Consider the following 21,913-nt stretch of genomic DNA (forward strand, 5'->3'; position numbering starts at 1 on the left):
TCGCGGCGGTGGCGCCGGAGCCCCGATGCTGTGAAAAGCTGAGGGGGTGACTGTCGTACCTCCCGCCGCCGGTGAACCGCGTCGCCCCGAGGGGCCTCGTGATCCGGGCGATGCCTGGGTGGTCGCCGACACGGGCGAGCGGTACTGGGGGCGCTTCGGTGCCGCGGGTCTCCTCGCCGTCGACGCGGAGCGCGGCATCCTGCTGCAGCATCGCGTCGCGTGGAGCCACTTCGGCGGCACCTGGGGTCTGCCCGGGGGAGCGCTGCACGAGGGTGAGGTGGCCATCGTCGGTGCCGTGCGCGAGGCGCAGGAGGAGGCGGGAGTGCCGGATGGTGCGGTGCGGCCGCGCTTCACGAGTGTGCTCGATCTCGGCATCTGGTCGTACACCACCGTCGTCGCCGATGTGCGGACGCCGTTCGACCCCGTTATCAGCGACCCGGAGAGCGTCGCGCTGTCGTGGGTACCCGTCGAGGACGTGGAGGGGCTGCCCCTGCACCCCGGCTTCGGCGCGGCGTGGCCGATGCTGCGAGCTCAACTGTCGGCTCATCCGGTGGTCGTGGTCGACGCCGCCAACGTCGTGGGGTCGGTCCCGGACGGCTGGTGGAAGGATCGCGCCGGAGCGGCCGCACGACTGCGCGATCGTCTGACGGGCCTCTCCGTGCCCGCGGACGATCTCGGACTCGCCGGCGACGCCTGGTTTCCGGAGGTGTCGCTCGTCGTGGAAGGTCGCGCGCGCGCCATCGCGGAGGCCTCCGCCGAGGGATCGCTCGCGGATGCTGCGGCCGCGGAAGCCGGCGTCGCGAGCTCGGCCCTGGACGTCGTGCGCGCGGAGGGCGCCGGTGACGACGCGATCGTGGCCGAGGTCGAACGCCGGGTCGCGAGCGGGTCGCCGGTTCTCGCGGTGACCAGTGACCGCGAGCTGCAGTCCCGCCTCGAGGCCGCCGGGGCGCAGGTGCGTTCCAGTGGCTGGCTCCTTCGTCTTCTCGACGCGTAGCCCGAGACGCGGGCGCTTCGATTCGCGGATCCAGGTGCTCGTGCAGTGGCGTGGCGTGGCCTGGTTTGGCGTGGCACGGCCTGGTCTGACGTGGCGTTGCACGGTCTGGTCTGACGTGGCGTTGCACGGTCTGGTCTGACGCGGCGGAGATCAGTCACCGCGCGCGAAGGACCCCATCGTCGTGATGGCGGCGTGTTTCAGACGAAGGCGACCCGAGATGGGGCGTGATCGGTGTGGACCGCGCCGAGGGGACTTCGCCATTCGAGGACCCCGCCGGGGTGCTGCCGTACCGTCCAGCGCTGAGGCTCCGGGACATCGGGGTGCTTCAGCACATGGTGTCCGCGGCAGAGGTGCGCGAGGTTGTCGACGCGGGTCGAGCCGCCCTTCGCGTGATCCCAGGTGTGGTCGATGTCGCAGCGGTGTACCGGCTGGCGACACCCCGGGAACCGACAGTGCTGATCGCGGGCGCGGAGCAACCGGCGCATGCTCTCGGTCGGGCTGTGAGCGTCCGTTTCGACGACCTGCCCGTGTGGGTCGAGGAACAAGCGCGTCCATCCGCCGTCGCGTCCGGCAAGAGCGCGGGCGATGTCCGGGTGCAGGGCGCCGTGTCCGTCCAGTTCGGCCGGACGGTCGTCGAGACCCGCCAGGGTCGTCGCCGCCACGGTCACCTGCAGGCGCCCGCGTACGCCGGAGAGGCCTTCGCCCTCGACGGCGCTCGGATCGGCGGTGAGGAGCAGATCGGTCAGAAGGTCGGCCTGCACCTGGCTCCAGGAGCGGGTGTCTGAGGGGGCCGATTCCGCCTCGGGGTCGAGGGCGAAGGTGCCGCCATCGCCGCTGGAGATCGTGGTGTCCGAACGAGGATGCGACGCTCCGTCCGACCCCGCATCACGCGCGGGAACCGCAGCGCGCGCCCGGATCACCGTGCGGGTGAGCTGAGTCAGCCGGTCGGCGATCGCCACCGCCGCCCACTCCGGGAGTATGGCCGTCAGGACCGCGAGGCCGTCGTCGACCGATCGCACCGTGACGCAGCGCTCGTCCGCCGCTCGGCGGTGTCGCTCCGTGATGGTCTCGCCGACGAGAGCGGAGGCGACGCGGCGGGCATGCACTCGCGTGCGCGCCGCGGTCTCGGCTTCGGCGACGACGAGCACCGCCGTCTCGAACAGCGCCATCGTCTCCGGCGCGACGACGCGGTTGCGGATGGCCTCGTCCACGATGGCGCTCGCCCGTGCGATCTCCCGGACATGCGCGGAGCTCAGAGCCCCGGTGCGGAAGGCCTGCCGCACGCGGGGGAGCGCTGTGCTCAGGGCGAGAGCGTCGGCGAACGCGAACTCCATGGTGCCGGTGGAAACGTGCCCCGCCGCGGCGAACTCGGCGACCATCGAGCGGTGGATGGCGTCACGGTGGTGCGGGGCTGAGGCGACGTCTTCGTCGTGGAAAGCGATCTGCGTGACCAACAGCTCCGCGGCCTCCGCCTCCAGCACCGCGATGCGCCGGCGGGTCTCCGCCCAGGCGTCACGCACGCGTCGACGCTCCTCCAGGTCGAGGTCTGCGGTCGGCGGGTTCGTCATACCTCGATTTTAGAACATATGTTCGAATGAAGGAAGGGTTCAATCCTGTTGTATATCGCTTCGTCCGCGAAGGCGATCGATGTCTCGACGCTCCCGCTTCGTGGGTCGCCCGGCGCCGCGGTCTCGAACGCCGAGGGCTGCCTGCGGCTCGCGTTCCGGCGTCCGGTCCTCGTAGGCGAGGGCGGCGAGCGGCGCGCCGACGCGCTTGACGAGGATCTGCCGCACGATCAGGATCCGGTCGAAGCCCGCGATGCGGATGCGGAGCTCGTCGCCCACGCGAACCGCCTGCGCGGCCTTCGCCTTGTCGCCGTTGACGCGCACATGCCCGGCGCGGCATGCGGTGGTCGCCGCGGACCGGGTCTTGTAGACGCGCACCGCCCAGAGCCAGCTGTCCACCCGCGCGCTGTCGACCATCAGGCTGCCCTCCGCTGCAGGGAGACGAGCGCGCCCGCGACGATCAGCCCCTGGCCGAGCGTGTACGTCAGCATCACGGCGGGGCTGCTCCAGGCCGGGATGGCGTCGGGCAGGAAGAGTCGGAAAGCGAGGATCGTGTCGCTCGCCAGGAAGAACGCGCCGCCCGTCGCGACGAGCGGGTGACATCGTGCGGCGAACGCGGCGGTGCCCGCGAGGAGCAGGCCGTACAGCGCGACGCCGACAAGGAGCGGGCCCGTGTGTGGGCCGAGGACGAGGACCATCGCGAGCCACCAGACGGCGTAGATCGCGGTCCACCACGGCAGGCGGCGGCGGGCCAGGTGGCGGGCGAAGAGGACGATGTAGGCGATGTGCGCGAGGCCGAAGAAGCCCAGCATGAGCGGAAGCTCGGGTGCCGCGGGGAACAGCGCGCCCGCGCCGTCACCCAGCCAGGAGAAGAGCAGGGCGATGAGGAGGAAGGCCACCGTCACGGGTGGGTGGATCCGTCGCGCCGCCACCAGGACCGGCACCGCGAGCAGCGGCATGAGCAGCAGCTTCGTCGGCCCCGCGAGGTCATGGCCGAGCGCGAGAAGCACGACGTGCAGGAGAGCGACCACGACGTACGGCACGAACGCCCACACGATCGCGGGAGGGAGAGTGCGGCGCTGCATCCCCCCATCGTATGACCGGAGGGGCATGTCGTCCCGAAGGCGGTCGATCGGACGGACCCGGCTCAGGACTCGACGGTGACCGCCGCCACGGCCCCCTCGGCATCGAGGTGCACGGCGGGCCAGTACCCCTCCGGGAAGTGCTCGCCGCAGGAGTCCGTGAAGTGGAGGACGACGGTGCCGTCGGCTCCGGCCTCGACGGTCTCGAGCTCCAGGTCGTCGGCCGCCTCGTCGAGCTCGGCGGGGGCGGGGTCTCCGGTGCTGAACGTCGTGACCACGGCGTCCGAGGCGACCCGGCGCAGTCCCGGGAGCGCGGCGACGACTGTGCGCAGCCGGGGGAGCAGCGGCGCGACCTCGTCCGGCGACGCGCCCTCGACCATCAGCTCGTAGGTGCTGCCGTCGACTTCGACGCTGCCGACGAACCAGTCGTGGGTGAGGACGGAGCCGTCGTCGAGCTCGGACGTCGCCCGGTGGAGCGGACCGAGGTCGGGGTCTTCGAGGGAGGAGGTCGCGTCGCTCATGCCTTCACGCTATCGGTCCCGTTCGGCGCCAGGTCGAGGGCGACGATCACGCGCCCCGGCTTCATCACCATCTTCTCCGTGAAACCCGCGCGCAGGAATGTCCCGAGTGTGCCGTGGTACAGATCGTTCGCGCGCTGCTTCTCGCCGCGGGTGTCGACCGGGTAGCCCTCGATGAGGCGGGCGCCCGACTCCCGCGCGAAGGCGATCGCGGCGTCGAGCAGCTCCGCGTTGAGCCCGCTGCCCCGATGGTCCCTGCGGACGACGAAGCAGGTGACGGCCCACACGGACTCGTCATCGAACGGCTCGGTGCTCGACGCGGCGATCATGCGGGTACGGGGGATCCGGGCCTGACGGGTGCGCGGTCCGATGCGGATCCAGCCCGCGGCCTCGCCGTCGACGTACGCGACCAGCCCCGGAGGGGGACCCTCGTCGATCTCGGCGCGGAACATCTCGGTGCGCTGAGGCGTGGTGGTCTGATTCCAGTCCTTGTTCGGCAGCACCGGCCAGATGCACTGGCAGCTCGCCCCGTCACCGCCGCCGGTGAGCGCGTGCTGCACGTCGTCCCAGCGGGCGATCGTCGCCAGCGCGGTCGTGATCGTCGCCATGCAGGCGACGGTACAAGCAGCTTCCGACACCCCGCAACGCCTCGGTTCGCGAGAGGGCCTCCGGTGCGGCTAAGATAGGGGAGTTGCCTGCGCGAGAGTGCAGAACAACGGGCTGTGGCGCAGCTTGGTAGCGCACTTGACTGGGGGTCAAGGGGTCGCAGGTTCAAATCCTGTCAGCCCGACCATTTCGGGGCCGGAATCTCGCAAGAGTTTCCGGCCCTTCTGCATCCCCCGTCAAGGGGGTACGGCACCGTCACTCCGCGTCCTAGCGTTCCCCCATGGCTATCGAACTGAACCGACCGGCGCTGAAGCTCGCGCGTTCCCTCGTCCGCGACGGCAAGGTCGTGCGGGATGAACGCGACGACTGGTCCGAGGCAGCGCCCAGCGCAGAGGACGAGAACCGCTTCATCGACGAGCACGGGTGGACGGAGTTCGCCCACTGGCACCTCGGCATCGACAAGAGCGAGAACCCCGAGACGAAGAAGGCGTACAGCTTTCCCTTCGGCGACTTCCGGAAGGTGCGTCGCTCCGGCGTGATCTCGGGTGAGAGCCGCGCCGGGCAGTACGACCACTCGGAGATCAGGGACGAGCTGCGGAAGCTCCTCGAGCTCATCGACTCCGAGGACGCCTGACGCCACGCGTCCGTATGCTCGTCCCAAGGCTGTTTCGATGACGACGGGGTGGGGCATGGTCGACGACACCGGCAGGGACGACGCAGACACGAGGGACGAGACGGAGGAGGACCTCCCGTACTACACACCGCCGTTCGGCAGGGAAGAGGTCCCCGGGTTCCTCGACCGGCTTGTCGCCCACCTGCTCGCGGGAGAGACGCGGGAGGCCTTCACGTTCGAGGGGGTGGAGGTCGAGGAGTCGCAGGGGGTCTGGCTGCTCCCGCTCGGCGGCTACGACCCCGACGCCGACGAGTCGCTGCAGCCGAACCCGCCCGCGGACCTCGTGGTCCCCGAGGGCGGATTCGCCGCCTACGCGGAGGAGTGGACGGAGGGCGTGCGCCGGACGCTGCACCAAGCGTGGGGCGCGCCGATGGTCCGGAAGCCGTCGCTCGTGGGGGAGAACCAGGATCCGGAGGGCATCCTCGACGTGGTCCTCGTCTCGGTCGGCATTCCGGAGGCGGAGATGTGGGACCGCGGCGACCTGTACTGCGTGCTCGTCACGAACTGGGACGCCGAGCCCCGGCAGGGCATGCTGCGCCAGGCGATGGTCGTGCTGCCGCGGGAGTACGCCGTCGGCAGCCTCAGCGCGCTCCTGCCCGAGGAGGACATGCACAACGACCTCCTCATGAACGGCGAGCATCCGCTCGAGCTGCGGCGCCGCGCCTGGCTGCTGAGCACGCTGTTCGGCGCCGGGGAGGTGCGGCTGCGCGACGTCGACGTCCCGGCATCCCGCTTCAGCCTGCAGTCGCGCAGCGGGGTGACGACGGTCTGGACGTTCACGGACGACGGCCGCATCCTCGTCCTCATCCAGGACCCGACGTCGACGTTCGCGGACGAAGCGCCGGCGCAGTTCCTCGCCGAGGTGGCGCAGCAGCACGGTGGCGAGGCGGCGGACGTCGTGGACTCCTCCGAACGGGAAGCGGATCTGGCGGAGGCGTGGCTGATTCTGGCCGCGCGCATGCTCGACAGGGTGCCGGACGACCTCCGTGCCCTCATCGCCGCCCGTGGCGAGGACGCCCGCGGCGCGGTCGCGGAGCACGACCTGGAGTTCCGCATGCTCGGCGACGAACCTGTGCCGGTCATCACCGGCGCGGTGTGGTTCGACGGAGCGCACTGGTGCGTCTCGCCCTCGCTCATGGAGATCGGCCGCCGCAACGACTTCGGCATGGACGACTTCGGTTTCGGCGCCGCGGTGCGGCAGCCGTATCGCCTCGGAGGCGCGCTCACCCTCGACGAGATGTCCCGGGAGGGCGACGAGCGGCGCGCCTGGTTCGAGCAGGTCTTCGCCGCGTGCCCGTACCCGGAGCAGGACCGCCCGTCCGACACGGACCGCCTCGGCTACGCGGTACCGACGAGCGGCGACCATCACGACCTCGTGGCGGACATCGAGCGCGTCACCAGAGCGTGGTGGGAGCGCTCGCCGGAGGACGCCGACTGGGCGGATCGGACGTTCGAGATCGGCGGACGCGGGCTCCGCGACGACCACGGTCGGGCGCTCCGCGTCGTGCTCGCCTCGGGGGAGCGCTGGACGGTCGATGCACTCCAGGCCTGGGCGGACGACCTCATCCGCATCATGGGCGGACGGTGGGGAGCGGCGGGGGAGATCCACGCCCGCAACGAGAAGACCGGAATCGATCGCCGCAGCCCGCTCACCCGTGTCTTGCGCGCCACCGGACTGCTCACCGCGCCGCTCTGGTGGGTGAACGGCCACGCGGTGGCTGTCGTCGCGGGGACACCCGACCCCTCGTACGGCGACGACCCCGAGGTCATCATCGTCATCGCGCGACCGGACGCCGTGCTCGACCTCGCGCGGGGGAGCAGTCCCTGGGAGCTCCGCATCCGCTCCCGGATCATCTCCGACGTCTCCGCCCTCGTGGGCGGCGCCCCCGCGTCCGAACCCGTGCCGTGGAACGGCCCGCCGCTCGCGGACTCCTCCCTCGTCCCCGATGCGATGCGCGGCGGCTTCCGCACCGGCGACCACTTCTGGACGTGGCACTTCACGCACGACGGGCGCGGCCTCCTCCTGTCCCATCCGACGGGTCCCGACGCCGCCGCGCGACCCGAGCCCACCTTCGAGGAACAGCTCTCCCTGTTCGGCGGGGTGCCCGATGACCTGCTGTCGCTCGTGGTGGACCGCGACCCGGGAGGGTTCTGCCCGGTCGTGCATCGCGAGGCTTCGACCCCTGGCCCCGCTGAGACCGCCGGCCTTCTCCCCGGCGCGACGACCCTGCCCGCCGTGCACGCCGTGTTCTGGCGGGATGACGTCGACTGGCGCGCCTCGGAAGGGATGCTGCAACGGGTGCGCTCTGCCCTCGACCCGGACGACGTGGACACGACGAACCCCCTGGAGACCATCTACGCCGAAGCCCTGGGGGTGCCGCAGCTCCAGTGGGCGCTCCGGATGGGGGACCGTATGGGGCCGCCGACCCTGCTGGATGCGCCGTACGCGAGCTTCGTCTTCGATCGGGTGCCCGAGAGGGAGGAGATCGAGCAGGTCTACGCGGGCCTCGGGGTGTTCCCCGATCTCGCACTCACGGGCACGCTCAACGATCTCCTCGACGTCGTCGTCGATGCTCCGGGATACCGGTTCCTCCTCGACGCCGCGCTCAGTAACCCGCACCCGGAGCGCCGCCGCGAGCTCGCGCTCTGGCTCTTGGACCAGCGCCTCGACGCGTCCTCCTCCCTGTCGTTCCTGAGCCCGGTCAACGTCCTCTTCGCCAACCCCACGCTGGACGCAGAGGACGAGCCGGTGCTGCGACGCCTCCTCGAGAAGGGCGCGATCCCGGGCCCGACACCCGTCGCGACGCTCCCGGAGGGTCATCCGTTCGTGCAGCTGCTGGATCGCGACATGGAGGAGACCGCGCTGGCGCCGCTGGTGCGGACCCTCCTCGTGCACGGCGATGTCGACCCCGCGACGCCGGCTCTCCCCGACGGCCGCAGCTTGCTGGACTTCGCAGCCGGCCCCTTCCCGCACGGACGGTCGAGGGACGCGCTCGCGTCGGCGATCCGCGAGATCGCCGTGGGCAGGGACCTCGACACCGAGACGGAGCGGGAGCGATGAGCGCTGCAGAGTCCGGAGCGCGCGGGGATGATGCGGAATCGTACGCCCGTGCCCTGCGCACCGTGCTCGACACGGAGAGCGAGCGCGTCGCCGCCGCCCTGGGGAACCTGCACCGCGCCGCCGTCGAGGCGGAGAACGGCGTGGAGGCGATCCTCATCGACGTCTTCGTCGACCAGGACGGCGAGGGCCCGTTCGACGTCTGGGCGCGGTTCGAGGGGGCTGGCGCCTTCGCGCTGGACCGACGTCTCGACGAGCAGCGCCATCTGTTCGGGGTCGAGTGGACCGCGGACGGCTGGGAGCCCGCGGTACCCTCGCGCCCGCGCCGGTGGACGCGGGATCGCCTGGAGGAAGCCGTCCTCGTCATCGTCGCCGAGTGGATCGAAGGCCTCCTCCCCGCTGACGCGAAGGAGGGCCTCTTCTGGGTCGGCGCGCCGGACCTCGGCTACGCCTGACCGCGCGCGGGTTGCCGCGAACGGCCCGTCCGTCCGTCGCGCGGTGATAACGTCGGGCTATGAGTGACCGCGTGAGCGTCGAAGCCCTCCGCTATGCCCAGGCCGTCTCCGAGAGGCACTCCTTCGGCGCGGCCGCGCGTGCCTACGGCGTGACGCAGCCCGCTCTCTCGACGGGCATCTCCAAGTTGGAGGACCGTCTGGGAGAGCGCCTGTTCGAGCGCTCGCCCCGCGGAGTCGTCCCGACGGCGTTCGGTGCGCATCTGCTCCCGGTCATCGACCGCGCGCTCCAAGCCGTCGACCAGGTGGCCGCCGAGGCGGCGCGCTGGAACCGGTCCGCCGACGCACGGGTGCGAGTCGGCGTCTCCCCGCTCATGAACCCGGCCATCGTGGCTCGCGCCTACACGGCCGTATGCGCGCTTCCCGCCGCGCCAGCACCCCGACAGCTCGTCCTCCGCGAGGCGAACGTCGCCGACCTGCGGCGCGAGCTCTCCGTCGGGGAGCTGGACCTCATCCTCGTCCCGTCCGTCGCCCCCATGCCGCGGTTCCGGCACCGTATCGTCGATGCGGAACCCGTGGTCGTCGTCGATCAGGAGCCGTCGCCGGACGGCCCTGTGGAGCTCCGCGACCTGACGGACGCACCCCTGATCCTGATGCCGGACACGTGCGGGCTGACGACCTTCACCATCGATCTCTTCGCTGCGAACGACGTTCCGCTGAGCGCCTACGACGGCGAGGCCGCGACCTACCGTGTGCTCGAGGAGTGGGCCAAGCTCGGCCTCGGCACGGCGGTGATCCCGCGATCGAAGCTCGCGTCCCCGGACGCGCCGCACCGCACGCTGCGTGAACGCGGCATGGACGTGGAGATCTTCTACGAGGCCGTCTGGGATCCTTCCTCCCCGCTCGCCGACGACCTGGCCGAGCTCACCGCCGCGCTCTCGCTGGATCCCGCCGCCGTCCGGTCATAAGCATTCGTTATCACTCCATCCCACGCACTCGTCTACTGCGGCGGGCTCTCGCTTCGTAGCGTGGAGACGAGTCGGCACCTGCCGTCCATGACGGAGAGGAGCCGCACAATGGCCGAGCTCGACAGGAATTCACCGGACGCACCGCGATCGTGATCGGGGGCACGAGCGGGATGGGTCTCGCCATCGCCGAGCGGATCGGACGGGAGGGCGCGACCGTCGTCCTCGTCGGCCGACGCGGGGAGATGCTGGAGGCGGCGCGGGTGTCGCTCGTCAGCCACGGCATCGACGCCATCGCCGCGACGCCGTCGTCGGCGTACTCGATGGCCAAGGCCGGCCTGCACTCGCTCACGCAGCACCTGGGGATGGAGCTGGCGTCGCACGGCATCCGCGTGAACGCGATCGCCCCGGCGGTCGTGCGCACCCCCATCTACGAAGGCTTCATCCCGAAGGACGAGGTCGACGAGGTGTGTCGAGCTTCGACGCCTTCCACCCGCTGGGCCGCGTGGGGACCCCTGAGGACATCGCCGAGGTCGCCGCGTTCCTGCTGTCCGACCGGGCCGGCTGGGTGACCGGAGCGGTCTGGGACGCGGACGGCGGCGTGATGGCCGGGCGCAACTGAACCCGCCTCTCCCGACGCTCCGGGAACCTAGCTGCTCGGCGAGGTCTCCTCAAGCCCCTCGATGACAGCGGCTCCGGCGGGAAGACTGGGGCCAGCCCGATCGAAGGAGGAGACATGGAATCGACACCCGACGACGTCGGCGGTCAGCCGCTGCGCGACGGCGACGCGACCACCGAGGCCGACCCGAGCAACGATCCCGCTCAGGCGGAATGGGAGCGCACGGAAGCCCTCGACGAGGGTGCGACGCCGGAGGAGCTGGACGCGACCACCGCGACGGGCCGTGATCCGGACGAGATCCCGGACCCCGACGACCAGGTGCCGGCGGCGGACCTGCCGGGTTCCGCGCCGCAGCCGGAGAGCCAGGGGGAGGAGCCGGTCCTCGCCGATCTCGGCGAAGAAGGCCAGGGCGACCTGGGACCGGGGGACGTCTGATGGCCATCACGTCGATCGTCACCCGCTCGAAGAACGGCCAGTGGGTCAACGAGGTGGAGGGCGCGCCGGAGCTCTCCCGCAGCTACACCAGCCGCGATGAGGCGATCGAGGAGGGTGAAGCGCTCGCCTCCGAGCACGGCGCCCGCCATGAGGTCGAGGAGAGCGAGCCGACCGGCACGATCACCGACGGCGGCGACCCGGACGACGTCTGAGACCGGACGGTCCCTCAGCGGAGGATGACGAGTTCGCGCGTCGTGCGGGTCATCGCCACATAGCGGTCGACCGCCCCCGTGCGCCCGGAGCCGAAGGCCTCCGGGCGCACGAGGACCACGAGGTCGAACTCCAGCCCTTTCGCTTCCTCCGGCGTCAGGGCGCGCACCGGGGGCCGCGGCAGGGCACTCTCGTCGCCGATGACGGCGGCGACGCCCTCGGGGTTCGCCGCTGCCCACGTGTCCAGCACCGCGTCGCGCTCGGCCACCGCGCCGTAGCGGACCGGGATGCCGCTCTCCCGCACGGAGGTCGGGACGTTCGCGTCGGGCAGAGCCTCGCGGATCGTCGGTGCGGCCAGCGCCATGACCTCGGCCGGAGTGCGGTAGTTCACCCGGAGCGAGGAGACCCGCACGTTCCGCAGGCCGAGACGTTCGAGGCGGGCGGACCACGACTCGGTGAACTCCCGCCGCGCCTGAGCCCTGTCGCCCACGACGGTGAAGCTGCGGGAGGGGCACCGTGCGATCAGCATGCGCCACTGCGCATCGGTCAGCTCCTGGGCCTCGTCGACGACGATGTGACCGAAGGGGCCGGCGAGTTCGTCCGGCGGGAGCGGGGGAGGCACGTCCGCTCCGGCGAGAACGTTGCGCGCATCCTGACCTCGCAGGATCGACATCACCTTCATCTCGCTGTCGTCGCTCGCGACGAGGTGCTCGACCACCGCCGACATCTGCTCCTGCGCCGCGGCCGCCGCGCCCTGCCGGCGGTGCTGCTCGCGGACGACCTCGGGATCGCCGATCCGGCGGTGCGCGGCGTCGAGGAGGGGAAGGTCGGGATCCGTCCAGGGCGCCCCCTCGGCACGGTGCAGCAGGGCGAGCTCCTCGGGCGCGAGGTCGGGGGCGCACTGCGCGAGCAGCGTCGGGGACGCCCAGAGCGCGGCGACCACCGCTTCCGGCGCCAGCAGCGGCCACGCCCGTACGAAGGTCCCGGTGAGCTCGTCGTCCTGCCGCAGCCACCGGCGGATCGAGGACTCCGGGACATCCTCGTCGCGCACCTGGTCGACGAGCAGTTCCAGCAGCTCCTCCCAGACCTCGTCGCGGGCCTCGTTGTGCGGGGAGGCGGGATCGGCCGCGGCGAACAGCTCGCCCCAGTCGTCTCGGCTGATCCACAGATCGGCCCACGGCGTTTCGATGCGGAGCGCGTGCCTCGGCGGCCGGGTCAGGACGGCGACCGCCGCCTCGATCACCTGGTCCGGGTCGAGGCCCTGCTTCAGCTCGGCCACGCGGGGGTCCGGCTCTGCGACCGCGCCCGCGCCCTCGGGTGTGAGATCGCGCAGGGTGCACAACCGCACCGTGTCCTCGCCGAGACTCGGCAGCACGTCCTCCACATAGCCGAGGTACTGCGGGTTCGGACCCACGAGGAGCATGCCGCCGGCGCCGTTCGTCAGCCGCGGCTCGGCGTACAGGAGGTGCGCCGCCCGGTGCAGCGCGACCACCGTCTTCCCGGTGCCGGGCCCGCCGTCCACCACGAGAGCGCCGGGGGAGGGGGCGCGAACGATGGCGTCCTGATCCGCCTGGATCGTCGCCAGCACGTCCCGCATCCGCCCGGTGCGGTGCGCCTCCAGGCTCGCGAGGAACGCGGACTGATCGTCGAGGGATGCCGCACCGTCGAGACCCTCCGGCGACAGGGCCTCGTCCCAGTAGTCCGTGATCCGGCCTGCGTTCCATCGGTACCGTCGCCGGGAGATGAGTCCCCGGGGGTCCTCCCAGGTCGCCGCGAAGTACGGTTCGGCTGCCGGAGCCCGCCAGTCGACCAGCAGACGGGTGCCGTCCGCGTCGGACACCCCGGCGCGCCCGATGTACACCGGCGGGCCCTCCGCAGGGGTCATCCGCCCGAGGCACATGTCGATGTCGAAGCGCTCCCGCAGGCGCAGGGTCGCACTGAGCCGTCGGATCTCGAGGTCGCGGTCGACCGCCGTCACACCCGCGTCCGCGGCCTGCCGACGGACGAGGGCGAGACGAGCGGTCAGGGCGTCCCGCTCCCGGGACAGCGCGGCGCCGAGACGCCGGAGGTGGGCACGATCGACGGCGATGAGGGCATCCGCGGATTTCGCCGCGTGGTCGTCGGGCAGGGTGAAGGGGTCGAGCACCGGAGGTCTCCTTCGCGAGAGCGGGCGGGGGCACACGAGCCGTCGATTCTGCCTCGCGAGGGGGGCCTTGTGGCAAGCCCCCACCCCGGCGATATCCTGGAAGTGCAGGGAGATGAGGGGACCTCATCATGATCCATCGGATCGGCTACCTCATCGGCAGCCTCGCATCGGACTCGATCAACCGCGTCCTCGCCACGGCGCTCGTGCGGCTCGCCCCGCCCGACCTGGAACTCGTGGAGATCCCCATCCGGGACCTCCCGCTCTACAACCGCGACGACGAGCTCGAACCCGTCGCCGCGGTCACCGCGTTCAAGAGTGCCGTCGAGGGGGCGGACGGTCTGCTGCTCGTGTCGCCGGAGTACAACCGCTCCATCCCCGGTGCGCTGAAGAACGCCATCGACTGGGGTTCGCGGCCGTGGGGGCACAACTCCTTCGCGCGGAAGCCCACCGGCATCATCGGCGCCTCGACCGGGGCGATCGGCACCGCTGTCATGCAGTCGTCGATGCGGAGCGTGTTAAGCTTCCTCAACGCGCCGCAGCTGAACGCCCCGGAGGCGTACATCACGTTCCGGCGCGAGGTGTTCGGTGCCGACGGCACGGTGCACGACGCCGACACCGAGAAGTTCCTCGCGCACTACATGGAGGAGTACGCGGCGTTCGTCGAGCGGGTCCTGTCGCTCACCGCGCCGGGTCACGTCGGCGATCGGTAGGCCGCGCTCGCCGCGTCAGGAGGGCATGTCCGCGACGAGGGCGCTCAGGGCCATGGCGTCATGGGGCGCGTGCCCGCGGGCGTCGTTGTCGAAGTACACGTAGACGTCGCGCGGCTTCCCGTCGTCGGCTCCTGAGCCGTCCGCCCATCCGCGGATGAGGGCCGCCCACTCCCGCAGCTCCGCGTCCGTGTATCCGCTGTGATAGAGCATCTGCGCACCGTGGAGTCGGACGTAGACGAGGTCCGCGGTGAGGGCGTCGAAGCGGGGCCACTTCCCTGCGGTGTCGGCGACGACGAGGGAGGTGCCGTGCTCCTGCAGAAGACGCAGGCTCGACGGATCGGCGAACGAGTCGGAACGCGGTTCGAGGGCGTACCGGAGTGGGCGGTCGGCATCGATCTCCAGCCACGCCCGGTCCTGCAGCCGCTCGTCATGACGTCGAGCGAGCGCGAGGGCCTCAGCCGTCGTCCGGGGAAGGGTGTCGAGGAACGACTCCAGGAGCTCGGCGTCGAAGCGCTGACGCTCGGGGAGCTGCCAGAGGATCGGTCCGAGGCGGGGACCGAGGGCGAGGACCCCCGACGCGAAGAAGTTCGCCAGCGCCTGCTCGACGTTCCGCAGCCGGAGCATGTGACTGACGTAGCGCGAGCCCTTGACCGCGAACACGAAGTCCTCGGGAACGCTCGCCGCCCACCGCCGGTAGCTGTCCGGCCGCTGCAGGGAGTAGAACGAACCATTGAGCTCCACCGTGGGGAACAGCGACCCGATGTGTTCGAGCTCTCGTCGCTGCGGCAGGCCGCGCGGGTAGAAGTCGCCGCGCCACCGGGCGTACCGCCATCCGGAGACGCCGATGCGGACCCGGCCTCCACCGCCCTTCCGCGTCATCGCCGCCTCCGTCGGGTCAAGCCCCTTGCCGCTGTCATCCGGCGTCGGCAAGCTGGAGACATCCACACCGAAGGAGGAGAAGCCATGTCCCTGAATGACCATCCGATCGACGATGTGAAGCCCGAAGCCGACCTGCAGGAGCAGGAGCGCCTCGCCGCGGAGACTCCCGAGGACCCGGAAGCGCCGGCCCCCTCGGCACCGGAGCCGCACCCCATCGAGGCGGATCCCGCGGATGCCGCGGAGCAGCGGATCGAGGTGCCCCTGGACGAGGACGGCCTCGACGAGCCCGGCGACGACTGACCGCCTCCGGCGGTGTGCGCGCCGGAGTGGCGTCGGAGGCTGCGGAGAGGCGTCATGGTGCACGACCGTAGTCCGGCGGGCGCGCGCGTTCGCCGGGGTTGACGCTCGGCGGGACGGCGGCTAGCCGCGGGGTATGCCCTCTCGACGGGACCGCCCCAACTCGGTGCTGCCGAGAGGGCTCACCGTCCTACCCGGACGGTTGGGGAGGCGGCGAAGTCTCGCTGTCTCTACGGCTGATCCCCCAGAGATCCAGCCGGTAGCCCCCGCTACGAGAGCAGGATATCCCTTAATCTCCTTGTCCGCCATTTGGGGGACAAAGATTTCTTCGAAAATTCTGCCCGGCTCCGATCCCTGTCGCCGATGCGAGCCGTTCCGTAGGGTGGGGGCATGGACAGGATGCTCGTCTTCGCCGGTCAGGTCGCGCTCCCGGTCGGGCACCGGGTCGAGGTCTCCGAACTCGTCGACCCGCAGACGGAGGAGCCGGTCGTCCTCTCGCTGCTCGACCTTGATACCGGTATCCGCTACCGTCGCGCCGAGGAGCCGCGGGCCGAGGTGACGCACTGGATCGGTCGCGTCCTCGACTGCACGGTGGCGGTGGGCGTCGCTCCGCGGACGTCGCTGCTCCTCGACCCCATCGGGCCCTCGGCCAGCGGCGCGGGCATCGCTCTGCGGGGCGCGGACGCGGCAGTCAACGCGGCCAAGGCCGAGGCTGATCGCTGGGGTGGATCGGATCGGCCCCCGCCGGAGGAGCCCGAACGCTTCTGGTGACCGCCGGAAGCCGGGGCACCTCGCGCACCGGGGTCATCGGAAGTCCCGCGAGCGGTGCATGACCCCCGTGCGGAGGTCTTCGAAGGCGTCGGCGAGCACATTGACGACCCCCTCCGGTGAGCGCTCGAGGATGCCGCGGATGATGAGCGCGGGGGACTCTCGGGCGATGCGACCGAACCGTCCCCAGACCCCCGTCGAGCAGATCACGTTCACCAACCCGCTCTCGTCCTCGAGGTTGACGAACGTGACGCCGGCGGCGGTGGCGGGTCGCTGTCGATGGGTGACGAGACCGGCCACCTCGACGCGTCGTCCGGTCTCGTGGCGCTGCAGGTCCGCGGCGGTCAGGACGCCGCGATCCCGGAGGTCGTCGCGGAAGTGCGTCATCGGGTGGTCGTCGGTCGAGATGCCCGTGGCCCAGAGATCGGCCGAGAGGCGCTCGTAGCTGGTCTGGTCGGCGAAAAGCGGCGGCTGCACCGCCACCGTGGTCCCCGGGAGGAACCGGGCGCGGTCTTCCGCGGCGGCCCCGGCGAGCCAGATGGCCTCCCGGCGCTCCAGCCCGAGGCATGCGAAGGCTCCGGCGGTGGCGAGGGCCTCCACCTGCGCGGCCGTGGCATCGGTGCGACGCACGAGGTCGTGCAGATCGCGGTAGGGACCGTGAGCCTCCCGTTCGGCGACGATGCGCTCCGCCATCGGCACCCCGATCCCGCGGATGCCGCTGAGGCCCAGACGCACCGCGAACCGTCCGTCCCTGCGGTGCGTCGCGGACTCGTCCGGCGCGTTCCTGTCGAACCGGTGCACGGGCGGCTGCGGGTCGGCCAGGCAGTCGGCCCTCCCGGTCGTGCCCGCCGCGTCCGGGGTGAGGGGTTCGAGGGTCTCGGTGGCGCCGGAGAGATGCAGATCCGGGCGGCGGACCTCCACACCGTGCCGACGGGCATCCGCCGTGAGGGTCGCAGGGGAGTAGAAGCCCATCGGCTGCGACCGCAGCAGACCCGCGAGGAAGGCTGCCGGGTAGTGCAGCTTCAACCACGAGCTCGCGTAGACGAGCAGCGCGAAGGACAGCGAATGGGACTCGGCGAACCCGAAGTTCGAGAACGCCTGGATCTGCGCATAGATCCGGTCGGCGGCCTCGTCGACGAGCCCGCGGCGGGCCATCCCCGCATACAGCTTGTCCCTGACCTTCTCGATCTTCTCCAGACCTCGCTTCGACCCCATCGCGCGGCGCAGCAGGTCGGCCTCATCGGCGGTGCAGTCGCCGACGGCCGTGGCCATCTGGATGAGCTGCTCCTGGAAGATGGGGATGCCCAGAGTCCGCGCGAGGATGTCCTCGAGGTCGCTGTGCGGGTACGGGATGGGGAAGTCCTCCAGGGGCTCGCCCCTGGCCTCCCGCTCCCGGTTCGCCTCGTCCACCCTGTCCTTCGCCATCTTGCGCCGGACGAACGGGTGCACGGCGCCGCCCTGGATGGGCCCGGGGCGGATGAGGGCGATCTGGATGGCGAGGTCGTAGAAGCGTCGCGGCTGCAGCCGGGGGAGCAGCCCGATCTGCGCGCGGGACTCCACCTGGAAGACGCCGATCGAATCGGCCCGGCAGAGCATGTCGTAGACGCCGGCCTCCTCCTTCGGCAGGCTCTCCAGCGTCCACTCCTCGCCCGTCGCCTCCCGGACCAGGTCGAAGCAGTGCTGCAGTGCCGCGAGCATGCCCAGGCCGAGGAGATCGAACTTCACCAGCCCCATGAAGGCGGCGTCGTCCTTGTCCCACTGGATGACGGTGCGGTCCTCCATGCGGGCGTGCTCGACCGGCACCACCTCACCGACCGGCCGGGCGGTGAGCACCATGCCGCCCGAGTGGATCCCCAGGTGCCGCGGAGCCTTCAGCAGCTCGGCCGCGTAGTCGAGCACGGTGTCGGGGATGTCGTGCCCCTCGACGGGTTCGAGTCCCGACCCCCAGCCGTCCACCTGCCGCGACCAGGAGTCCTGCTGCCCCGGCGAGTGCCCCAGGGCTCTGGCCATGTCGCGGACCGCGTTCTTCGGCCGGTACTGGATGACGTTCGCCACCTGAGCCGCCCGCTCCCTGCCATACTCCCGATAGACCCACTGGATGATCTCCTCCCGCCGCCGCGAGTCGAAGTCCACGTCGATGTCCGGCTCCTCCGTGCGGGTGGTGGCGAGGAAGCGCTCGAAGGGGAGGCGGTAGAGGATCGGGTCGACCGCGGTGATGCCCAGCAGATAGCAGACCGCGCTCGCCGCAGCGGAACCCCGGCCCTGGCAGAGGATGCCGCGTCGCCGTGCTTCCGCCACGATGCCGTGCACGATGAGGAAGTACCCGGGGAAGTCCTTCTCCTCGATCACGTCGAGTTCACGGGCGATGCGCCGACGGCCGTCTTCGTCCAGCCGCGGATACTTCGACGGGACCGCCTCCCAGACCAGGTGCCGCAGCCAGCTCATCGGGGTGTGCCCCGACGGCACGTCCTGGCGGGGGAGGGCGGGACGCGCCATCCGGAGCGGGAAGGCGGAGGCCGCGGCCAGCTCCAGACCGTGCGAGATCGCGCCGGGGTACCGTCGGAAGCGGGCGGTCATCTCCGCCCCGCTGCGCAGATGGGCACCCCCGTGGGCCGGCAGCCAGCCGTCGAGCTCGTCCATGCTCCGGACCGCGCGGACCGCGGCCACCGCTTCGGCGAGAGGGGCCTGGTCCGGGCGGGCGTAGTGCACGTTGTTGGTCGCCACGACGGGCAGCCGCATCCGGCGGGCGAGGTCGGCGAGGGTGTCGTTGCGCCGGGTGTCCAGCGGATCGCCGTGGTCGAAGAGCTCGACGGCGATGTTGTCGCGCCCGAAGAGGTCGACGAGGTGACGCAGCGGCGCAGCGGCGTCTCCGGCCTCCAGCCCCTGCCGTACCGCCCCCTTGCGGCAGCCGGTGAGGATCGTCCAGTGCCCGTCGGCGGTCCCTGCCAGCTCGTCGAGGTCGTAGACCGGGCGCCCCTTCTCCCCGCCGCGCAGCTGGGCCGCGGTGATCGCCCCCGACAGACGGTGGTATCCCTCGAGGCCCCGGGCGAGCACGAGCAGATGCGTGCCCGGCGGATCGGCGGCCCCCTGCGGAGCGGAAGGGAGGTCGAGGGAGAGCTCGGCGCCGTAGACGGTCTGCAGGCGCAGCTCCATGAGCTCCGCCAGCTCGGCGAAGCGGGCGGCACCGTAGAACCCGTCGTGGTCGGTGAGGGCGAGCGCGCTCAGGCCGAGACGTTCGGCCTCCGCGAGCAGGTCGTCGGGGGAGGACGCCCCGTCGAGGAACGAGTAGGACGAGTGCGCGTGCAGCTCGGCATAGGGCACCGCCTCCTCTGGCCGCTCCGGGAGGGCCGGGGGGACGAGCTTCCGCGGGCGACTCACCGGCCCGGGATCCGGTCGGAGTCCCGGGGGTGCGAAGGCCGCTTCGGGGATGGGTTCCCCGCTGAGAGTGCGTTCGAGCTGATCCCAGGTCAACGGCGGATTGTGCCAGCCCATCAGCGGTACCTCCCCTCGGCCCACCAGCGCTCGCCGGCCAGGAAGACCAGCCAGGCGCGGTCGCGGTCGTCGACGATCTGGAGCCGGTGTCCTCGTTTGCCGCCGCCCGTGCTCCAGCGCCGTTCGTGCACGGGCCACGGGCCGGCCCAGGCCTGCACGGTCGCCCCGTCGATGCGGGCGGGATCGTGCGTGAGGGCGCCGCGGTCATCGACGTCGATCGTGCTCCCGTCCGCCGCGACGACGCCGATGGGACGCGGGGGCCGGAACACCTCGGAGGGGAGGGGATCCGGGAGGCTCCCCGGCCAGGGGGACCGCGGATCACGCGGAGGCACCGGACGCTCGCCCCATGGCGTGAGCACCTGGCGGTCGGCGAGCCAGCGCCCTCCGGAGAGGGCGGCGGTGACCACGCCCTGATGCCCCAGCATGGTCTGCACCCGCGAGACCGCGTGATGCAGCCGCTCATCGGTACCCGAGCCGAAGAGCCCCGGTTGGTGGTGGGCGGCGTCGTCCACGGCGACGGGGAGGAGGCGGGCGGCCACGATGCCCCCGAACGCCCTCGCCTCATCGACGGGTTCGCGGGCGGTCAGGGCGGCCAGCGCCTCCAGCTGCCAGCGCACGCGGTCCACGAGGTCGGCGGCGTCGAAGCTCGTCGGATGCAGCCAGGTGCGGGAGTGGACGACGCCGTCGTCGTCGGTCAGGTCGATCCGCACCTCGGTGCACACGAGGGATGCATCCGCCAGGGCGAGCATCACGGCATCGGCGGTCTGCCGCACGGCGAAGGCCACCTGGTCGGTGCCGCCGAGAGGGGACTCGAACTCGATGGTCCTGGCCAGTTCGGGATCCGGCGGCCGAGGGGCCAGCGGGCGGGAATCGGCGCCGGCGGCGAGGGCCTGCAGGCGGGCGCCGTGCTCGCCGAAGCGGTCGCGGACGTCGAGAGGGGCGAGCGCGGTGAACTCGCCGAGGGTCCGCACGCCGAGGCGGAGGAGGAGATCGCTGATCTGCTCGTCGCGGAGCACCTGCACGGGATAGGGGGCCAGGAACTCGCGGGATCCGCCGGGCGGGACGACGGTGCAGGCGGCGGCGCCGCGGGCCGCGATCTCGGCGGTGAAGGGGCCGTCGGCGACGCCGACACGCACCTCGGGGAAGCCGGCCGCAGCGAGGACCGCGGACAGCGCCGCCGCCGCTTCGGCCTCTCCGCCGTGATAGCGGGCGATGCCGCGGGCGCGCAGGATCGCGAGGCCGGGGCGCAGGAGCGTGACGCCGGGGGCGTGCTTCTCGATGAGCTGCAGCACCGGGACGAAGGCGCGCTCGTCCTTCTCGGCGTCGTGGGGGAGGACCTGCAGCGAGGAGAGCAGGCCCTGGGCGACGCGGCGGCGCTGCCCGATGCGGACGCCGTGCGCCCGCGCCGAGGCGGTGCAGGCGACGACCGTGTTCGCCTGCACCAGGGCCGTCGGCGGATGCGGCCCTCCGCCCAGCACCGCCCGCAGCGGCCAGTCGGGGAACCAGAGCACGAGGACGCGGAGAGGAGCGTTCATCCCGCCTCCGCCCAGAAGAGGAGGTCGGAGGACGCGGACGCAGCGCTGTCCGTCGGGGAGGAAGCGAGCGGCGGCAGGGCGGTCAGCTCCGCGGCCGCGGTCTCCACGGCTCCGTGTCCGCCGGGAAGTCGCACGCGCACGCTCGAGGCGCGGGGGCTGTGCCTGGTCCGCGCGGTGACCGTCACCGTGCAGTCCGAGAGCAGCCCCCATCCCTCGCCGAGCCCGTGCCAATCAGGATCGTGCAGTCGGATGGTCCCCTCGCTCTGCGCCCAGCGGCCGGCGCCCGGTTCCTCTGCCACGAGCAGTGTGGCCCCGCGGTCGCGCAGGCGCGCACTCAACCGGGAGACATCGGCGTCCCGTGCCCTCGTCGTCGGCTGCACGACGATCAGGGGCACCACCTCGGCCAATGCGGACGCCGCCGCGAGCCAGCGGTCTCCCGGGTCGGGGACGAGGATCAGCCGGCTCAGATCGATGCCGTAGGCGGCGGCGGCCTCGACCCCGAGGGTGGGCATGCCGATCACCGCGCACCAGTGGCCCCGACCGGAGGAGGCGCTGAGCAGCGCGAGCACGAGGGCGGGCGAGGGGGAGACGGTGTACGAGGTGCCCGTCTGCAGCCCTTCCTCCGGCAGCAGCGCCGCGAAGGCGGGATCGAGGGGGAGGAGCGTGTGCTCGCTGCGGCGTCGTTGCATCCGGCTGATCTCGCGGCGCAGTCGCAGCACCTCTCCGGCGCGGGTGTCGCTGGTCGGAGAGAGCGCGGTCATCGCATCGAGCCCGATCCCCATGTATCCATCCTCGAAGATATGTACGAATAAAGCAAGTGATGAGACTGACGCTAGTTCGTACATCCGACATCGCCGCCTGGTTGTCCACAGCGCGCTCCGCGCCGTCCCGGATCTCCCTACCCTGCCG

General features: G+C 71.6%; 21 protein-coding genes, 1 tRNA gene and 1 pseudogene. 13 read left to right on the top strand and 10 right to left on the bottom strand.

The window, feature by feature from the left end:
• Nucleotides 1-46 precede the first annotated feature (46 nt).
• The gene (locus tag AB0P08_RS05400; RefSeq protein WP_363588649.1) at nt 47-994 is read left to right on the top strand and encodes an NUDIX domain-containing protein; all 948 of its coding nucleotides are present in this window, start codon (nt 47-49) and stop codon (nt 992-994) included.
• 197 nt (nt 995-1,191) lie between these two features.
• Here the strand turns inward: AB0P08_RS05400 and AB0P08_RS05405 are convergent, their stop codons facing one another.
• The 5 genes from AB0P08_RS05405 to AB0P08_RS05425 all read right to left on the bottom strand — a co-directional run bounded on the left by AB0P08_RS05405 (nt 1,192) and on the right by AB0P08_RS05425 (nt 4,767).
• Nucleotides 1,192-2,562: an HNH endonuclease signature motif containing protein gene (locus tag AB0P08_RS05405; RefSeq protein WP_363588651.1), complete on the bottom strand. Its 1,371-nt coding sequence runs from the start codon at nt 2,560-2,562 to the stop codon at nt 1,192-1,194.
• 39 nt (nt 2,563-2,601) lie between these two features.
• On the bottom strand, nt 2,602-2,976 hold the full coding sequence (gene hslR / locus AB0P08_RS05410) for an Hsp15 family ribosome-associated heat shock protein (protein WP_268777293.1): 375 nt from the start codon (nt 2,974-2,976) through the stop codon (nt 2,602-2,604).
• On the bottom strand, nt 2,976-3,644 hold the full coding sequence (locus tag AB0P08_RS05415; protein WP_363588653.1) for a lysoplasmalogenase family protein: 669 nt from the start codon (nt 3,642-3,644) through the stop codon (nt 2,976-2,978). The genes hslR and AB0P08_RS05415 overlap by 1 nt, the downstream gene beginning before the upstream one ends.
• A 62-nt stretch (nt 3,645-3,706) precedes the next feature.
• Nucleotides 3,707-4,162, bottom strand: a complete 456-nt coding sequence (locus AB0P08_RS05420) for a hypothetical protein (RefSeq protein ID WP_363588655.1) — start codon at nt 4,160-4,162, stop codon at nt 3,707-3,709.
• Nucleotides 4,159-4,767, bottom strand: a complete 609-nt coding sequence (locus tag AB0P08_RS05425; protein WP_363588657.1) for a GNAT family N-acetyltransferase — start codon at nt 4,765-4,767, stop codon at nt 4,159-4,161. Before AB0P08_RS05425 ends, AB0P08_RS05420 begins: the two co-directional genes overlap by 4 nt.
• A 108-nt stretch (nt 4,768-4,875) precedes the next feature.
• Here AB0P08_RS05425 and AB0P08_RS05430 point away from each other — a divergent pair.
• The 9 genes and pseudogenes from AB0P08_RS05430 (at nt 4,876) to AB0P08_RS05470 (ending at nt 11,179) form a co-directional block, all read left to right on the top strand.
• Nucleotides 4,876-4,952, top strand: a tRNA-Pro gene (locus AB0P08_RS05430).
• Between the two features lie 93 nt (nt 4,953-5,045).
• The gene (locus AB0P08_RS05435; RefSeq protein ID WP_363588659.1) at nt 5,046-5,399 is read left to right on the top strand and encodes a hypothetical protein; all 354 of its coding nucleotides are present in this window, start codon (nt 5,046-5,048) and stop codon (nt 5,397-5,399) included.
• Nucleotides 5,400-5,436: 37 nt separating this feature from the next.
• Nucleotides 5,437-8,499, top strand: a complete 3,063-nt coding sequence (locus AB0P08_RS05440) for a hypothetical protein (RefSeq protein WP_363588661.1) — start codon at nt 5,437-5,439, stop codon at nt 8,497-8,499.
• Nucleotides 8,496-8,951, top strand: coding sequence for a DUF6389 family protein (locus AB0P08_RS05445; RefSeq protein ID WP_363588663.1), 456 nt, complete (start codon nt 8,496-8,498; stop codon nt 8,949-8,951). The genes AB0P08_RS05440 and AB0P08_RS05445 overlap by 4 nt, the downstream gene beginning before the upstream one ends.
• 59 nt (nt 8,952-9,010) lie before the next feature.
• Nucleotides 9,011-9,916: a LysR family transcriptional regulator gene (locus AB0P08_RS05450; protein ID WP_363588665.1), complete on the top strand. Its 906-nt coding sequence runs from the start codon at nt 9,011-9,013 to the stop codon at nt 9,914-9,916.
• A gap of 170 nt (nt 9,917-10,086) precedes the next feature.
• Nucleotides 10,087-10,320, top strand: a pseudogene (locus AB0P08_RS05455) (SDR family NAD(P)-dependent oxidoreductase); the annotation flags it as partial.
• Nucleotides 10,321-10,418: 98 nt separating this feature from the next.
• On the top strand, nt 10,419-10,535 hold the full coding sequence (locus AB0P08_RS05460; protein ID WP_363588667.1) for an SDR family oxidoreductase: 117 nt from the start codon (nt 10,419-10,421) through the stop codon (nt 10,533-10,535).
• Nucleotides 10,536-10,649: 114 nt separating this feature from the next.
• Nucleotides 10,650-10,967: a sugar ABC transporter ATPase gene (locus AB0P08_RS05465; protein WP_363588669.1), complete on the top strand. Its 318-nt coding sequence runs from the start codon at nt 10,650-10,652 to the stop codon at nt 10,965-10,967.
• Complete coding sequence (locus tag AB0P08_RS05470; RefSeq protein WP_187661826.1) at nt 10,967-11,179, top strand: DUF2188 domain-containing protein; 213 nt, start codon at nt 10,967-10,969, stop codon at nt 11,177-11,179. The genes AB0P08_RS05465 and AB0P08_RS05470 overlap by 1 nt, the downstream gene beginning before the upstream one ends.
• A gap of 14 nt (nt 11,180-11,193) precedes the next feature.
• Here AB0P08_RS05470 and helR read toward each other — a convergent pair whose 3' ends face one another.
• Nucleotides 11,194-13,323, bottom strand: coding sequence for an RNA polymerase recycling motor ATPase HelR (gene helR, locus AB0P08_RS05475; RefSeq protein WP_363588671.1), 2,130 nt, complete (start codon nt 13,321-13,323; stop codon nt 11,194-11,196).
• Nucleotides 13,324-13,451: 128 nt separating this feature from the next.
• Between helR and AB0P08_RS05480 the strand changes: the two genes are divergently transcribed.
• On the top strand, nt 13,452-14,033 hold the full coding sequence (locus AB0P08_RS05480; protein WP_522727300.1) for an NADPH-dependent FMN reductase: 582 nt from the start codon (nt 13,452-13,454) through the stop codon (nt 14,031-14,033).
• A gap of 15 nt (nt 14,034-14,048) precedes the next feature.
• On the opposite strand, the gene AB0P08_RS05485 is transcribed toward AB0P08_RS05480, so the two are convergent.
• Nucleotides 14,049-14,912 (bottom strand): DUF72 domain-containing protein, encoded by an 864-nt coding sequence (locus tag AB0P08_RS05485; protein WP_363588673.1) that lies wholly within the window; start codon nt 14,910-14,912, stop codon nt 14,049-14,051.
• Nucleotides 14,913-14,996: 84 nt separating this feature from the next.
• Between AB0P08_RS05485 and AB0P08_RS05490 the strand changes: the two genes are divergently transcribed.
• Together AB0P08_RS05490 and AB0P08_RS05495 are read left to right on the top strand one after the other, a co-directional pair.
• Nucleotides 14,997-15,212 (top strand): Rv3202a family protein, encoded by a 216-nt coding sequence (locus AB0P08_RS05490; RefSeq protein WP_363588675.1) that lies wholly within the window; start codon nt 14,997-14,999, stop codon nt 15,210-15,212.
• Nucleotides 15,213-15,599: 387 nt separating this feature from the next.
• Nucleotides 15,600-15,980: a hypothetical protein gene (locus AB0P08_RS05495; protein WP_268777345.1), complete on the top strand. Its 381-nt coding sequence runs from the start codon at nt 15,600-15,602 to the stop codon at nt 15,978-15,980.
• A 33-nt stretch (nt 15,981-16,013) separates the two neighbouring features.
• On the opposite strand, the gene AB0P08_RS05500 is transcribed toward AB0P08_RS05495, so the two are convergent.
• Genes AB0P08_RS05500 through imuA' form a run of 3 tightly spaced genes read right to left on the bottom strand, consistent with a single transcriptional unit; the run spans nt 16,014 to nt 21,786 of the window.
• Nucleotides 16,014-19,469: an error-prone DNA polymerase gene (locus AB0P08_RS05500; RefSeq protein ID WP_363588677.1), complete on the bottom strand. Its 3,456-nt coding sequence runs from the start codon at nt 19,467-19,469 to the stop codon at nt 16,014-16,016.
• Nucleotides 19,469-21,004: a Y-family DNA polymerase gene (locus AB0P08_RS05505; RefSeq protein ID WP_187661820.1), complete on the bottom strand. Its 1,536-nt coding sequence runs from the start codon at nt 21,002-21,004 to the stop codon at nt 19,469-19,471. Before AB0P08_RS05505 ends, AB0P08_RS05500 begins: the two co-directional genes overlap by 1 nt.
• Nucleotides 21,001-21,786, bottom strand: a complete 786-nt coding sequence (imuA', locus tag AB0P08_RS05510; RefSeq protein WP_280564197.1) for a DnaE2-dependent mutagenesis accessory factor ImuA' — start codon at nt 21,784-21,786, stop codon at nt 21,001-21,003. The genes AB0P08_RS05505 and imuA' overlap by 4 nt, the downstream gene beginning before the upstream one ends.
• Nucleotides 21,787-21,913: the final 127 nt, after the last annotated feature.

The sequence above is a fragment of the Microbacterium meiriae genome (genome assembly GCF_040686935.1).
Taxonomy (GTDB): domain Bacteria; phylum Actinomycetota; class Actinomycetes; order Actinomycetales; family Microbacteriaceae; genus Microbacterium; species Microbacterium meiriae.

Bases quoted from the DNA above. Each gene is read 5' to 3' on its own strand.
- AB0P08_RS05405 (WP_363588651.1), bottom strand. From the start codon at position 2,562: ATGACGAACCCGCCGACCGCAGACCTCGACCTGGAGGAGCGTCGACGC.
- hslR (WP_268777293.1), bottom strand. From the start codon at position 2,976: ATGGTCGACAGCGCGCGGGTGGACAGCTGGCTCTGGGCGGTGCGCGTC.
- AB0P08_RS05415 (WP_363588653.1), bottom strand. From the start codon at position 3,644: ATGCAGCGCCGCACTCTCCCTCCCGCGATCGTGTGGGCGTTCGTGCCG.
- AB0P08_RS05420 (WP_363588655.1), bottom strand. From the start codon at position 4,162: ATGAGCGACGCGACCTCCTCCCTCGAAGACCCCGACCTCGGTCCGCTC.
- AB0P08_RS05425 (WP_363588657.1), bottom strand. From the start codon at position 4,767: ATGGCGACGATCACGACCGCGCTGGCGACGATCGCCCGCTGGGACGAC.
- AB0P08_RS05435 (WP_363588659.1), top strand. From the start codon at position 5,046: ATGGCTATCGAACTGAACCGACCGGCGCTGAAGCTCGCGCGTTCCCTC.
- AB0P08_RS05440 (WP_363588661.1), top strand. From the start codon at position 5,437: ATGACGACGGGGTGGGGCATGGTCGACGACACCGGCAGGGACGACGCA.
- AB0P08_RS05445 (WP_363588663.1), top strand. From the start codon at position 8,496: ATGAGCGCTGCAGAGTCCGGAGCGCGCGGGGATGATGCGGAATCGTAC.
- AB0P08_RS05450 (WP_363588665.1), top strand. From the start codon at position 9,011: ATGAGTGACCGCGTGAGCGTCGAAGCCCTCCGCTATGCCCAGGCCGTC.
- AB0P08_RS05465 (WP_363588669.1), top strand. From the start codon at position 10,650: ATGGAATCGACACCCGACGACGTCGGCGGTCAGCCGCTGCGCGACGGC.
- AB0P08_RS05470 (WP_187661826.1), top strand. From the start codon at position 10,967: ATGGCCATCACGTCGATCGTCACCCGCTCGAAGAACGGCCAGTGGGTC.
- AB0P08_RS05480 (WP_522727300.1), top strand. From the start codon at position 13,452: ATGATCCATCGGATCGGCTACCTCATCGGCAGCCTCGCATCGGACTCG.
- AB0P08_RS05485 (WP_363588673.1), bottom strand. From the start codon at position 14,912: ATGACGCGGAAGGGCGGTGGAGGCCGGGTCCGCATCGGCGTCTCCGGA.
- AB0P08_RS05490 (WP_363588675.1), top strand. From the start codon at position 14,997: ATGTCCCTGAATGACCATCCGATCGACGATGTGAAGCCCGAAGCCGAC.
- AB0P08_RS05495 (WP_268777345.1), top strand. From the start codon at position 15,600: ATGGACAGGATGCTCGTCTTCGCCGGTCAGGTCGCGCTCCCGGTCGGG.
- AB0P08_RS05500 (WP_363588677.1), bottom strand. From the start codon at position 19,469: ATGGGCTGGCACAATCCGCCGTTGACCTGGGATCAGCTCGAACGCACT.
- AB0P08_RS05505 (WP_187661820.1), bottom strand. From the start codon at position 21,004: ATGAACGCTCCTCTCCGCGTCCTCGTGCTCTGGTTCCCCGACTGGCCG.
- imuA' (WP_280564197.1), bottom strand. From the start codon at position 21,786: ATGGGGATCGGGCTCGATGCGATGACCGCGCTCTCTCCGACCAGCGAC.